The organism is Acetatifactor aquisgranensis, from assembly GCF_943193215.1.
Classification (GTDB): Bacteria; Bacillota; Clostridia; order Lachnospirales; family Lachnospiraceae; genus Acetatifactor; species Acetatifactor aquisgranensis.
In genome coordinates, this window is the sequence record NZ_CALPDH010000016.1 from 30,478 (window position 1) to 44,459 (window position 13,982).

Consider the following 13,982-nt stretch of genomic DNA (forward strand, 5'->3'; position numbering starts at 1 on the left):
TCATCTACAGTCCATTTCTCATATTTTAGCGTCTCTATTTATTCTCAGCTCACCGACTTTAGATAAAAGCCATCTTGCACATACAGAAAATATAATTGCACCTGCAATCGTTCCTATAGCTGTTATGCAATAAGCTATTAATTCGTTCGAAACAACATGTGTTAAATGCAGTTTCTCCAATATACGGAAACTTACCATATGGCATAAATAAATTTCAAAGCTAATTCCACCAAGAAATTTCATGACAGGATTAATCAGTATACCCTTTCTGCAATCTCCAAGCGCATATATCAACAATGCAACACTCACCAACAGTGTCGTCATCGTAGATTCCCCAATTGCAAAATAAATCACGATTGCTCCCCCGCATAATCCAAGCATCACTCTCCAATAATGCTTAGATATTTCCGAAATCTTATCACGATAAAGATAAATCAATCCACCTGCAAAAAAATAAACCGCACTATAGACAATATTCGCTCTAGCCCTAAAACGCACAGACATATGATTGGTATCAAAAAAATATATCTGGCACAATACATTAAAAGCTATTGAAATTGCAAAGACCAGCCAAGCCCGCTTTCTATTGGCCAATAAATAGCAGAAGAATGGAAATAGCATGTAAAATACAAAAATCACTCCCAGTGTCCAGCCAACACCTATCACTTCAATATTGGCGTTTGGCAGCAGTCCAAAACATAATGTCAAATTTGCAAATACTTCATATACCGAGTCGATGCTTGGTGACACAATCAAATCCAACATACACAATGCTGCAAAAAACGGCCATATTTTTTGATATCTCTTTGTATAAAATTGTTCTACTGTAATTTTCTGATTCAATATTTTATCATAATACCCGCAGCACATTCCAAAAGCGCTAACTGTCATAAACAAAAACACGAAGTTTGTAAATGAGGTAATCAGCGTATTATAAACAAATCCGTCTATCGCATACTTTCCATTTGCCCTAACGTGCATAAGTACAATTCCCATAATTGCATACGCCCGCACCCCGTCTAATGCTTCATAATGCATTGCTTTTGCTGGTGTACCTTTCAATTGCTTTTGCTCAATGATCATTATTTTGAACCTTTCCGCACATCGACTACGCATTTACCGTTGTTTGGGAATCACTTTCTATGCCCGATACAGCTCTATCGTCCGTCTCACCACATCATCCCAGTCATACTTCCCACATACAAACTCTGCAGCCTCTTCCTGATACCTGCGCACCAAATCTCCATCATTACAGAGCCGCTGCAGCTTATCCCTCAAATCCCCCGCATCGCCTTTCCGAAATGTAACCGCTCTATCCTCCACCACCTCTGTGAGTTCCGAAATGTCCGACACCAGACAGCAGTTCCCATAGCTCATAGCCTCCAACAAACTCAAAGGCATCCCCTCCAAATCCGATGGCAGCACATACACATACGCATTGCTATACAGTTCATCCAACATCTCTCCCTGCACGAAACCCATGAACATAATTCTGTCATCCACACCTGCTACCTTCTTCAGCTCTTCCATATAGCTTTCCGTATCAGAAGTCCCCCCTACAATGACTAGCCGTTTCTCCGTGGCCGTCTTCCTATATGCCTCAATCAGATACCGTATGCCCTTCTCCGGAACCAGCCTGCCCACATACAGGATGTATCCGTCTTTCTTCAGACCGAATTTCGTCTGAATCAAATCCGCCTTCCGAATCTGCACCCTTGTCACGCCATTTGGTATGAATTTCGTCTCCCTGGCGTATGTCTCCCGGAAATACTCCTGAACGCCTCTGCTCAGCACGATGATTTCATCTGCATGCTTCACTGCGCACTTTTCACCGGCCATGATATACGCGCTGGCAAATCTACCCCACTTGGCTCTCTGGTAATCCAGCCCATGGATGGTAGCTACACACCGCTTACCGAACAGTTTCGGCAGCCAAAGCATGGCACATGGTCCCTCCGCATGGAAATGCACAACGTCATATCTCCCGAATGCCGCACACACAGCCGCACACATGGATGATGTCATGGCGGCAAATCCCCTCCGGTTTACCGTCCATACCTTTTTCAGCCTTACACCTTTGTATTCATGGGAAGCATCCACATCAAACTCTTTCCCGCTGACATGATGACCGGAACGGTTATAGCAGGTCACCCTGTTGCCCAGCTTCACCATTCGTGTACTGAGTTCTTCAACTACTATCTCAATACCGCCTTCACGAGATGGGATGCGCTTGTGGCCTAACATGGCTACATTCAATTTATTTTTATCTTTCAATCCTACAACGCCCCATCTTTCTTCAGCACCGCCTGAACCGTCTTCAGCAGAATCTTAAAATCCAGCCCAGTGCTCCACTCCATGATATACTTCCGATCCAGCTTCACAACCTCCTCAAAATCTGTAATCCGGCTTCGTCCGCTCACCTGCCACATCCCGGTGATTCCAGGCTTTGCCGCCAATCTCACCCTATGGTGCAGATCGTACTTCTCCCACTCGTCCACAGTGGGCGGCCTGGTCCCCACCAGGCTCATATCCCCTTTCAGCACATTCCAGAACTGCGGGAACTCATCCAGGGAAAATCTCCTGATGATGCCCCCTATCCCATTGGCCCCTCCAATGATGCGGGGATCGTCCTTCATCTTGAACATCATCCCATCTTTCACCTGGTTCCGGGCCATCAGCTCCTTTTTCCGCTCATCCGCATCCAGATACATGCTGCGGAACTTGTACAGCCGGAATATCCTGCCGTTCTTACCTACCCGCTCCTGGGAGTAGAAGATAGGCCCGGGAGACTTGATATAGATAAGCGGACCGATGAAAAAAGTCAGAACCACCGTAATGATACAGCCTATGGTGCCGCCGCAGATGTCCATTGCCCGCTTATAGACGACCTGCCGCAGGGAAATCATATTCACGCTGGAGCTTAACACCATGTAAGAGCCAAGCCTTCCGATGCTCTGCTTCTGCTCCGCCAGAGGCATGGCGCGCAGAATGCGCAGATGCACTGTGACCCCCATCTCCACCAGCTCATCGTACAGCTCATCCGGAAAGGACATTTCCTTGGGAAGCGTCAGAAGCACCTCGTCCACCCACTCCTGACACACATAATTTGTCACAGTGTCCCTGTCAGCCACCACCGGGACTCCCGCGATTTCTCCTCCCACCAGAGAAGCGTCGCCCTCATCCATCAAAACCAATCCCATAACCCGGATACGGTTATAATCGTTCACTTTCAGGTTATCTACGACTTCTTCCGCCATCCCGGCCGTAGTCACCACTACCAGAGAACGATCCCATCGCTTGATTTGTGCCCGAAGTACCCTTTTCCATCCGCACCGCACAGCGTAGGCCAGCAGGATATATGCCTCCGCTGTGACCAGCATGGTGCCCCGGGAGTAGTCTGTTGCCTCCTGGGTAGAAAAAAGATAGAAAGTTGCAAACAGAACAATGAAGAACGCATGTCGGATGGTAGCTTTAAATTCTGCAAGGTAGTCCCTCTTCATAACATTTTTAAAGCTGTCATCGAAAAGCGTCACAAAAATCTGAGACAGGAAAAAGATAAATATCATATTCCGGTACATTGGATTCTTGAATGGCAGAAGCATCCCTTGCCATATCAGGCACCCCAGACAGTATGCCACCTGCAGGCACACCATGTCCAGCAATACAAAATCAATGTGCTTCGCCCATCCGCTGCTCGCTTTTCTGTACATAATCCCCTCATCTCTTGTACATTTCCATGTACGGAACCCCTTACTCCTGTCTCCTGTATATAACGGTCAGGACTCCTGACCCTGTGAGCATCACGCTTACTGTCCTGGCTTCTGTATCCAGCTGTTCCACGGGAAGAATCTCCCATTGTCCTGCCGCTTTGTCGTAGAACAGTACAGATACATCCTCCAGACCCTCCAGTAAGTTGGGGACATAAAAGGTCAATTTACCGCTCCCGGTGACCTCCTCCCCGGTCTCTGCATCCTTTCCGATAATCGTATGTGTAGCAATCAGAGCATAAAAGCTCTTCAGTTCATCCATTCCCACCGCGCCGGCGGGCGGCTCTCCTGTATTGATGGCCGCGATTTGGTCGACGACTTCCTGCGGAAGGTCCATCATGGACGCATCACCGCCAAGGCTGAAAGTAAGCTTTGTGCCGGATTCCTGTAAATCCGCTTCAGCCTGGGATGTCTCCTCCGTTCCTTTCGATGCCGTCTGAGGCGTCTCCTCAGCTGCATCCAACAGCTCCCGGGAAATCTCTTCTTCATCGTCTTCTGCCTTTGACGGGACGTCAACTGTTTCCTCCATGGATGATTCTTCTGTAATCCAATCCGATGAATCTCCATATTCAGAAGCCGCACCACAGCCTGTCAGTCCCAGCGCCGTCCATATCGCCAGAGCCTTTATCCAGCCTCTTCCCAGTTTCATCTTCTCACCATACTGACCACTATTGTTTCATGCCAGACAGGCAGGACGTCTCTTGCAGAGACCATCCTTCCCGTCTGTTCCTGCTGTGCCTCTTCACCTGGCAATACCGGATTCAGGAAAGAATAATGTCATCCATTATTTCTCTTCTTTCTTCCGTGACTTGAACACCAGTACGACCGCAGTCTCTACGATGCCCATGGTCAGCACGCCAAGCCAGAACCCCCACCAGGAAAACCCGCTCCTCGTCTGAGCTTCCGGCGACAAAACAGCCAATGGCGTATCATCGTCGTCCAGCGAGACATCCTCAGGAGTCCCTTCAGGCGCGCTTTCCTCAGGAGCCGCCAACGGAGCGTTTTCGTCGTCAATGTCCAACTCATCGCCCGCATCACCGGCATCAGCCACCAGCGGAGCTTCGTCGTCACCTTCGTCCAGCGCATCGCCGGCATCAGCCGCGCCAGCCGCAGGAGCTGCCAGCGGAGTGCCCGCATCGCCGATGGTCAATGCATCACCGGCATCAGCCGCCTGGCCGCCGACAATGGCGCCGCCGGCATTGGGGCTTGCAGCGTTGGCAGTAATCGGCGCGTTGCCAAAAATCAGCGCTCCTGCCAGCACAAGCGCCAGCAAATACTTCCTTTTCATGTTACCACCCTCCTTTCTTCAAAGTATTTATCAATAAACGGCCCGTCTCCGAACCGGTTATTGCCTTATCAGGACACTTCCCGGTAGAACAGCTTCAGAATGATGGGCATCAGCGCTTCCTGGTTCACATGGAATTCATCGTACACCTCTGTCATCACCGCCTGGCCGGGCACTACATAAAAGTCCTCTTCCGCCAGGCTTTCCATCTCCAGCGCATCCAGAGCCACTTTCAGATATTCCTCTTTTCCCATATCCGTCACCATATGCTGCTCTATCAGGCCCAGCATATCCGTGACAATTGTGCTGTTCCTGGCCGCCTGGCCTTTCACTATGCCGAAGAACTGCATGATGTACTCCTGCTGCCTGGACATTCTAAAGATGGCCGAATGGGTCTCTTCGATGTCACGGTAACGGACAAAGGCTTCTGCCTGCTCCCCATGCAGGGTCACGGTAGCGCCTTCTATGAAAGCAGCATCTTTCTTCTCCATGCCTGCGGAGGGCACTGTCACTGTCACTCCGCCTACGCTGTCGTTGAGTATGTTGATCACCTCAATGTTAGCCGCGATATAATGGTCTATATCCAATCCGCATAGCAGATTCGATACAGCCTCCATGGTCAGCTCACAGCTTTTCTCCCGGCCGTCACCATAGGCGTAAGCCAATGTCAGGTGCTGGATATCTTTCCCCAGCACATTGCCGCTCAAGTCGGTCATGGTAATCTCTGTCATGGAGTCTCTGGGCACCATCAGAATCTTCAAAGTGTTCCTGGCCGTATCCTGGGCTATGACGAAAATTCCGTCCGCCTGTCCGCCCATAGTGGGAATCGTAGTGCCCTCCATGGTCCCTTTCCGGTCCACGCCCATGCAGAGGATGGCTTTCACATGGGTGTTGCGGCGATATGTCTTCCCATCGTATTCCACAGTCGCGCTCTGAAACAGCACGCTGCTTTCCGCCTGCGTGTAGACCCGCTCTGCGATCTGTGCTTCCGTCTCTTTCCGAAGCCTGTAGAGCCGAACCGTCTTATAGCCAAAGGCTGCCACACACAGCAAGGCCACCGCCAGCAGATACCAGATTTTTCGGTTTCTGCGCTTTCTTTTACGGCTCATAGGGGTCTCCTGCTTTGCCATGATCGTTCAGATTCCAGTACTCGATATCATGTCCGGACTTTTTCGAAATGCTCTGCTTTTGATTTACAGGAGCATTTTTCTCTTTTTTGGCCCCTTTCCCTTTCTTTTCAGATTTCTCATATCGTCCATATTTCTCATATCTGCCATATTTTCCATATTTACCGTAATAACCTTTTTCATGGGCGTCTACCTTGTTCAGTACCGCCCCCAGGATGCGGCATCCTGTCTTCTCCAGCTGGCTCTTCACCTTTTGCTCCAGATGGTAGCTGATAGCGCCGCTTTCTATCACAATCACTGCTCCATCGCAATATCTGGCTACTATGGCGCCGTCCGTCAGGCTGCCCATAGGCGGAGTGTCCACGATTATGTAGTCGTAGGAAAGTTTTAATGCTTCGAACATCTGCCCACAGAGTTCTTCCTCCAGCAGTTCCGCCGGATTCGGGGAAAAGGGCCCCGCAAAAATCAGGTTCAGATTCTCCTCATTGGTTTCAAAAATAATATCTTTCAATACCCTCTGTCCGCTCAGATACTGGGACAGACCATCCACCTCCCCTTTCACCTCGCAGTGGCTTAAGAGAACGGATTTGCGGATATCTGCGTCCACGAGCACAGTCTTCTTTCCAATCTGCGCCAGGGATCTGGCTATGGAGAGGGATATATTGCTCTTGCCCTCGTCCGGCATGGAACTGGTGAACATGATTACTCTGACATTTCTGCCGCTGAACTGAAGGTTCGTCCGCAAAGTCCTGATAGCTTCGTCATATGCATAGTCATCCTCTGCCTTTTTAAGCAGCATCAGCTGGCTGACACTCATTTCTTTGCTCCTTTCTTCCGCGCCTTTCGGGAGGCTTTTCTTTTTTTGCTTTCTTTTGTCTTTGCCCTTTCAGGTACAATGGCCAGTACGCTAAGACCCAGGTACCGTTCAACATCTTCCTCTGTCTGGACAGTGTCATCCATAAGGAACCTTACCGTAATCACACCACAGACCAGCACTATTCCGAACATGGCCCCCAACAGAGTATTCCTCTTATTATTAGGGCTTACAGGAATGAAATTCACTTCGCCGTCCTCAATGATTTTCGGCGGAACCATTTCCATGATATCTCCAATATAATCGGAAGCGGTGGCTGCCACCTGATTCACAATCTCCTTTGCCAGCACAGGATCCGGATCCGTCACTGTCAGCGTCATGATTCTCTCTGAGCTGTCCGAGATGGAAATCTTGCTCCGCAGCTGTCTGTAGCTCATATCCAGTCCCAAACGGTCAATGACCTCCTGCAGCAGAGGCCTTGTGCCAATGATTACTTTATAGTCTTCGCTCAATTGGCTGCCAATCTGCAAATCCGCCAACGAAGTCAGCGTGGTCTCCTTTGATAAAACATAGAGCATAGCCGAGGAAGTATACTGCGGTATCAATACGAACTTGCTGTATGCGCCTGCCAGGCTCCCGCAAACCACAGCAGCCAGCAGAATCAGCCACAGCCTGTGACGGAACGCCAGCAGCAGCCCCAGCAAATCTATTTCAATATCATCGTCCTTTTTGGTAATCTGACTTTGTTCCTTTGCCATTTTACTTATGTATCCTTTCCTTTATTTGCCGCATGTAACATATGCAGCGGGTTATCCCTCGTCATTTCCTCCAGCAATGTCCCATCCACATGCCGTCCTGCCCACTCCATGGCTCCGGCTATGTCCGGAGGCCTGTAATCCATCCGATGCATATCCGTTCCCAGATAATGTATCCTGCCCTCCAGCACCTGTCTGCGGCACCAGCGCACATCTGATTGGAACCGTCTGCCCTGGAGGCTCCCATAGTTCATCTGAAACAGACACCCGCTTCCCTCCAGATCCCTTAGATTCTCCTCTTTCCGCAGGCAGTCATACCGTTCCATATGGGCCAGTATAGGCAGATATCCCACCGTGACCAACCGGCGGATTCCCCGGTACAGGCTGCCATAGGACACATCTGTGGCAAACTCCACAAGGACATATCTGCTGTCTGCCATGGTGAGGAGTTCTCCTGCTTTCAGTTTTTCCGGTACCTCTTCGTGAAAGAAAATCTCCTGTCCCAGATACAGGGTAAAATCCGGATACCGTCTCCTGAATTCTTTTTCCACCTCAGCAGCCAGTTCCCGGAGCATGTCCGGTTTTAGCCGCGCAAAATCATGGGGCGTGGCAACGACACCGATGATTCCCTGGGACACCGCTCTCTCCAGCAGACTGCAGGACTCTTCCAGGTTCGCAGCCCCGTCATCTATGCCCGGCAGGATATGCGCGTGCACATCGATTATCTTTCTCTGTTCCATGCCCTTGTTCCTTTTTTATATTTTCATTATTTATGTAGAGAAAAGACACAAACTCATCATTTTGTTGCATTTGTTCAAAGAGATGGCGAAAGGATGTCGAAAAATACAGAAAACAGCTAATAATGACAATTACGTATGTCTAAATATGTGCAGACCAAAAAGACCGTCGGAAAAATCTTGTTCCACGGTTTGTCAATATCACTATAGGTTCCTTTTCAAGAAAGAAGGAATGAAAGCATATTGCGAATTGAAAACTTGAAAAAACTATTATGACGTGATATAGTGGTAAAGTATGGGATTGTGAGCACAGATTGAGTTTGAACTGATGCCGAAAAGATACAAAATGATGATTTTGTATCTTTTCGGCATATCAACTGACAAGCCCCAGTCGGTTCATCTGCTGCGCGTACATCTCGCCCGTGGTAATCAGATAGATTCTTGTAGTATCAATACTGCTATGGCCCAGGACATCTGCCAGCCGCACAACATCCTTATACACCTTATAGAAAGTTCTGGCAAATAAATGGCGCAGATTATGCGGAAACACCTTAGATGGCAGAACGTCGGCTTTCCTGCACAGATTTTTCATCTCTTTCCAAATCTGACATCTGCCCAGGCTCTTTCCGTTTCTGGTGAGAAATATTTCACCCGCTGTGATTTTTCTTTTTTTCATATAGGTTCTGAGTTTTCCGCAGAGCTTGCCAGGAAGGATAATCGTCCGAATCTTCCCTTTTAGAAAAATATCCGCCCGCCCTTTCCGGACAGCCTCAGCTGTAATATACTTCACCTCGGACACTCTGATACCCGTAGCACAGATGGTCTCCAGCAGCAGCTTCAGCCTCGTATTGCCCAGGTTCTGTGCCGTTGCCAGCAATTTCTCGTATTCCTCTCTGCTAAGCTCCCTGTCCAGATTCCGGAATATCCTGCGCTGAATCCTCAGGAATTTTACGCGGCACTCCTGCCATCCCATGAAGCCCAAAAAGCGGTTCAGCGATGAGAGCATGGTATTCACGGTAACTGCCGCATATCCTTTGGACATCAGATGCTCTTTCCATCCTGCCGCTGCTGCCTTATCCAGCGCCCTCTCCCCCAGCCATGTCCGAAAAGCCAGTACATCCCGTATATATTTCTGCACTGTTCCGTCTGAAAGCTCCTCAGCAATCAGGCATGTCCTGTAATCCGTAATCTTATCTTCTGTAATTCGATATGCCATACCGTTTCCTCTCTTCCTTTGTATTTGGAAAATATCCTGATACCTGCCCTGCCTTTACAGCTTAGATCCAGTTTATAATAAAAAAAGCTCTTCGGCAAGTTGCATTTCCCTTTCCTTTCGGTTAAACTAAAAGGAAGCTTTAAAAAGGAGGAGCCACACATGGAACTGAAATCACGTAAGGACATCCCGGCGGAGCTGACCTGGGATCTGTCCTCCATCTATGCCACGGAAGAAGAAATGTACGCCGATGTGGAAAAGCTGAAAAGCTTAAGCGCCCGCATGGCAGAAGATTACAAGGGTAATCTGAACGACCCCCGGACCATAGGCGCCTGCCTGGACGACCTGAGGGAGCTGAATCGCCTGCTCACCCTGACCGGCACCTACTGCTCCCTGGCGGTCTCGGTGGACTATTACGACACCTACAATCAGGAGCGCAATGATAAACTAAGCCGTCTGGCAGCCGAAATCTCCAGCGCCTTAAGCTTCATCGACAGCGAAATCATCGAGCAGGACGAAAGCACGCTGCAGGAGGCCGTACGGTTGGCCACGGACAACAGGCACTATCTGGAGGATATCCTGAGGAACAAGCCTCATCAGCTGCACCCAGAGACGGAACGCGCTCTCGCGGCCCTCTCCCAGAGCCTGTACGCCCCTTACCAGATTTACAACATGGCCAAGCTGGCGGACATGAAGTTCGATTCCTTTACGGCCGCCGGAAAGGAATACCCTCTGGGCTACTCCCTTTTCGAGGACGACTATGAATATGAGAAAAATGCGGAAGTGCGCCGCACCGCTTTTGCCGCTTTCTCCAAAAAAATACGGGAATACGAGAACGTGACGGCAGCCGCCTACAACACCCAGGTACAGACCGAGAAGACCATGGCCACCCTGCGGGGCTTCGACTCCGTTTTCGACAGCCTGCTCTTCGGTCAGAAAGTCACAAGGGAACTGTACAACCGCCAGATTGACCTGATCACAGAGCAACTTGCGCCCCATATGCGCAGATACGCCCGCCTGCTGAAAAAGATTCACGGCCTGGACAAAATGACCTTCGCAGACTTAAAAATCGCCATCGACCCGGAATATGACCCCAAAGTCACCATCGAGGAATCCAGGGCTTACATAGAAAAAGGCCTCTCTATTCTGGGGGAGGATTACGTGGAGATGGTGCGGACAGCCTACAGGGACCGCTGGGTGGACTTCGCCCAGAATGCGGGAAAATCCACCGGCGGCTTCTGCGCAAGCCCCTATGGGAAGAATTCTTTCATCCTGCTCTCCTGGAACAACCGCATGGCTGACGTCTTCACACTGGCCCATGAACTGGGACATGCTGGACATTTCAAATCCTGCAACAGCACCCAGTCCATCTTCGACACCAATGTATCCACTTATTTCGTGGAGGCGCCCTCTACCATGAATGAGCTGCTCATGGCCCATTACCTGCTGAAGACGAATCCCGACAGGAGATTCCGCCGCTGGGTGCTGTCCTGCATGATAAGCAATACATATTATCACAATTTCGTCACTCATTTGATGGAAGCCGCCTATCAGAGGGAAGTCTACAAAATCGTGGACGAGGGCGGCAGTGTCAATGCGGAAGTCCTGAACCGCCTGATGAAAGAGACCCTGGAGAAGTTCTGGGGCGAGGATGTGGAGATTGACGATGACGCAGCCCACACCTGGATGCGCCAGCCTCATTACTATATGGGCCTGTATTCCTACACCTACAGCGCGGGGCTTACAGTTGCTACGCAAGCGTGCAGGCGAATCGAGTCCGAGGGACAGCCCGCGGTGGAAGACTGGAAGAAAGTCCTTGCGGCCGGAAGTACCTTAGATCCCATCGGCCTGGCGAAACTGGCCGGAATCGATATCACCACCGATGGCCCGCTTCTGGACACCATCGCCTATATCGGCGAAATCATTGCGGAAATCGAGCAGCTGACGAATGAACTGTAGGACTGGCAGACATCTGACAAGCTTTTTCGGGGCAGAATAAAGACTTTGCACTAACCGGCAGCCCCCACGGCAGATGTAGCGCAAAATCTGCTGTGGGGGCTGTTTTATGGGGCTTTCTCACTTTTCCAGCAATTTTCTGGCCACGTACACGCCGCTGGCGGAGGCGTGGGACAGGGAGTGGGTCACGCCGCTGCCGTCGCCGATGATGTAGAGACCTTTGTGCCTGGATTCCAGATTTTTATCCAGTTCCACTTCCATATTATAGAATTTCACCTCCACGCCGTAGAGCAGGGTATCATCGTTGGCCGTGCCCGGCGCGATCTTGTCCAGGGCGTAGATCATTTCAATGATGCCGTCCAGGATGCGCTTGGGCAGCACCAGGCTCAGGTCTCCCGGCGTGGCCGCCAGGGTAGGCGCAACTAACCCTTCTTCGATGCGGTTGGCATTGCTGCGCCGTCCTCTGACCAGATCCCCGAACCGCTGGACGATGACTCCGCCGCCCAGCATATTGGAGAGCCTGGCGATGCTCTCGCCGTATCCGTTGCTGTCCTTGAAAGGCTCGGAGAAATGTTTTGCCACCAGTAGGGCGAAATTAGTGTTCTCCGTGCGCTTCTCGGGGCTCTCGAAGCTGTGGCCGTTGACGGTGACGATGCCGTTGGTGTTCTCATTGACTACGATGCCGTAGGGATTCATACAGAACGTGCGCACATTATCCTCGAACTTCTCCGTCCTGTATACAATCTTGCTCTCGTAGAGTTCATCCGTCAGGTGGGAGAATATCACCGCGGGCAGCTCTACCCGGACGCCGATGTCCACCCGGTTGGACTTGGTGGGGATTTCCAGTTCCTCACAGATTTTCTCCATCCATTTGCTGCCGCTGCGCCCTACGGATACGATGCATTTCTCGCAGAAATAGGACTGGTCTTTGCACTTTATCTCATAGCCGCCCCCGGCCAGGGCGATGGATTCCACAGGCGTGTCGAAATGAAACTCCACCTTTTCCCGCAGTTCGGCATAGAGGTTCTCCAGCACCACGAAATTGATGTCCGTCCCCAGATGGCGCACAGAGGCGTCCAGAAGCTTTAATTTGTTCTGCATACAGATTTTCTTGAACCGGGTCCCGGCGGTAGAGTATTTCTTCGTCCCCTCGCCGCCATACTCCATGTTGATGGCATCCACGTATTCCATCAACTCGATAGCCTGCTTTTTTCCGATGTATTCATGGAGGGTGCCTCCGAAATCATTGGTGATATTGTATTTTCCGTCGGAAAACGCACCCGCGCCGCCGAATCCGCTCATGATAGAGCAGGACTTGCAGCCGATGCAGCTCTTCACCCTGTCCCCGTCAATGGGGCAGCGGCGCTTCTCCAGGGCATGTCCCGCCTCAAAGACCGCTATCTCCAGCCCCGGGTTTTTCTTTGACAGCTCATACGCCGAGAAAATACCTCCCGGCCCGGCCCCTACAATGATGATATCGTATTGCATCCTGATCTCCTTTCCTGTAAAACATGCTCTCTTTTGTATTATAATACCTTTTCCGCCTGTTTACAACTCTTCTGAACCGTCGATAGCCTGAATCTCCGCGGTCAGGGCGGCAAAAAAGACGGTTCTTGGCAGATTTTCTCCCGCAGAACCGTCTTTTTCTATAGAAATACACTTATTCTTCCTCAGTCTCCGCGCCATCCTCAGCCTTCGCGCCATCCTCAGGCCGCAGCTGGTTGCCGACGCTGGCCTCCTCGTCCTCAATCTCTTTCTTCACGGACTCAATCTTCGCATCCTGGGTGATGGCCCGCATGATCAGGTTCATATCCTCCGGCGAGAACATCCCCGCGGCTTTTGACAGAAGCCCTATGCTGTTTCGGTTCACTTTCAGGTGCCCGCCTCCGGACAGGGGAATGTTCAGCACGTTTTTCTCATCCGTCATATCTCCCAGGCAGATGCTGTTGGTCTTCTCGTCGCAGGTGAATACTACGCCATTATATTCTATCACGCCGTCCTTGGCCAGACTCCCATAGGGAACCTTGGCGACCTCCCGCATGCTTCCCCAGGGATTCGGTTTTCCGGCCACAGCGGCCTGATAGATTTTCTCCGCCTCTGACCTGGCCCCGGATACTTTCGCCCTTTCCTTTTCTTCATCGGCTGTGCTCTCTTCGTCCGGCCCGGGCAGATGTCTGCCGGATGCTGTCCAGGCCGTATTGCCGGCGGAGACAGCCTCCGCATATCCCGTCTCCATGAAACGGCTTCCCATTCTCTTGGTAGTTTTTGTATTTACTGCGGAATCCGATCCTGTTATGCTTGTACCGACTCTCATCTCGTATATCCTCT

At 50.6% G+C, this 13,982-nt stretch carries 13 protein-coding genes; 1 reads left to right on the top strand and 12 read right to left on the bottom strand.

The annotated features are described in order from the left end of the window. Positions 1 to 18 precede the first annotated feature (18 nt). The 10 genes from NFS35_RS14640 to NFS35_RS14685 all read right to left on the bottom strand — a co-directional run bounded on the left by NFS35_RS14640 (position 19) and on the right by NFS35_RS14685 (position 9,701). Positions 19 to 1,083: an acyltransferase family protein gene (locus NFS35_RS14640; RefSeq protein ID WP_251207864.1), complete on the bottom strand. Its 1,065-nt coding sequence runs from the start codon at positions 1,081 to 1,083 to the stop codon at positions 19 to 21. Positions 1,084 to 1,140: 57 nt separating this feature from the next. After that, positions 1,141 to 2,244 carry a glycosyltransferase family 4 protein gene (locus NFS35_RS14645; RefSeq protein ID WP_251207956.1) on the bottom strand — a complete coding sequence of 368 codons (1,104 nt, stop codon included), beginning with the start codon at positions 2,242 to 2,244 and terminating at the stop codon, positions 1,141 to 1,143. A 32-nt stretch (positions 2,245 to 2,276) separates the two neighbouring features. Then, entirely contained in the window at positions 2,277 to 3,710 is a 1,434-nt protein-coding gene (locus NFS35_RS14650) for a sugar transferase (RefSeq protein WP_251207865.1), read from the bottom strand. Positions 3,711 to 3,750: 40 nt separating this feature from the next. After that, complete coding sequence (locus tag NFS35_RS14655) at positions 3,751 to 4,416, bottom strand: hypothetical protein (RefSeq protein WP_251207866.1); 666 nt, start codon at positions 4,414 to 4,416, stop codon at positions 3,751 to 3,753. 135 nt (positions 4,417 to 4,551) lie between these two features. After that, the gene (locus NFS35_RS14660; RefSeq protein WP_251207867.1) at positions 4,552 to 5,055 is read right to left on the bottom strand and encodes a hypothetical protein; all 504 of its coding nucleotides are present in this window, start codon (positions 5,053 to 5,055) and stop codon (positions 4,552 to 4,554) included. A 68-nt stretch (positions 5,056 to 5,123) separates the two neighbouring features. Then, on the bottom strand, positions 5,124 to 6,161 hold the full coding sequence (locus NFS35_RS14665; RefSeq protein ID WP_251207868.1) for an LCP family protein: 1,038 nt from the start codon (positions 6,159 to 6,161) through the stop codon (positions 5,124 to 5,126). Beyond that, positions 6,151 to 6,996 carry a CpsD/CapB family tyrosine-protein kinase gene (locus NFS35_RS14670; RefSeq protein ID WP_251207869.1) on the bottom strand — a complete coding sequence of 282 codons (846 nt, stop codon included), beginning with the start codon at positions 6,994 to 6,996 and terminating at the stop codon, positions 6,151 to 6,153. Before NFS35_RS14670 ends, NFS35_RS14665 begins: the two co-directional genes overlap by 11 nt. Continuing rightward, positions 6,993 to 7,751 carry a YveK family protein gene (locus NFS35_RS14675; protein WP_251207870.1) on the bottom strand — a complete coding sequence of 253 codons (759 nt, stop codon included), beginning with the start codon at positions 7,749 to 7,751 and terminating at the stop codon, positions 6,993 to 6,995. Before NFS35_RS14675 ends, NFS35_RS14670 begins: the two co-directional genes overlap by 4 nt. A gap of 5 nt (positions 7,752 to 7,756) precedes the next feature. Beyond that, positions 7,757 to 8,488 (bottom strand): tyrosine-protein phosphatase, encoded by a 732-nt coding sequence (locus NFS35_RS14680; protein ID WP_251207871.1) that lies wholly within the window; start codon positions 8,486 to 8,488, stop codon positions 7,757 to 7,759. Positions 8,489 to 8,858: 370 nt separating this feature from the next. Next, positions 8,859 to 9,701, bottom strand: coding sequence for a tyrosine-type recombinase/integrase (locus NFS35_RS14685; RefSeq protein WP_251207872.1), 843 nt, complete (start codon positions 9,699 to 9,701; stop codon positions 8,859 to 8,861). A gap of 159 nt (positions 9,702 to 9,860) precedes the next feature. Between NFS35_RS14685 and pepF the strand changes: the two genes are divergently transcribed. Next, positions 9,861 to 11,657, top strand: a complete 1,797-nt coding sequence (gene pepF / locus NFS35_RS14690) for an oligoendopeptidase F (RefSeq protein WP_251207873.1) — start codon at positions 9,861 to 9,863, stop codon at positions 11,655 to 11,657. Positions 11,658 to 11,774: 117 nt separating this feature from the next. Here the strand turns inward: pepF and NFS35_RS14695 are convergent, their stop codons facing one another. Together NFS35_RS14695 and NFS35_RS14700 are read right to left on the bottom strand one after the other, a co-directional pair. Next, positions 11,775 to 13,142: an NAD(P)/FAD-dependent oxidoreductase gene (locus NFS35_RS14695; RefSeq protein WP_251207874.1), complete on the bottom strand. Its 1,368-nt coding sequence runs from the start codon at positions 13,140 to 13,142 to the stop codon at positions 11,775 to 11,777. A 172-nt stretch (positions 13,143 to 13,314) separates the two neighbouring features. Beyond that, entirely contained in the window at positions 13,315 to 13,968 is a 654-nt protein-coding gene (locus NFS35_RS14700) for a hypothetical protein (protein ID WP_251207875.1), read from the bottom strand. Positions 13,969 to 13,982: the final 14 nt, after the last annotated feature.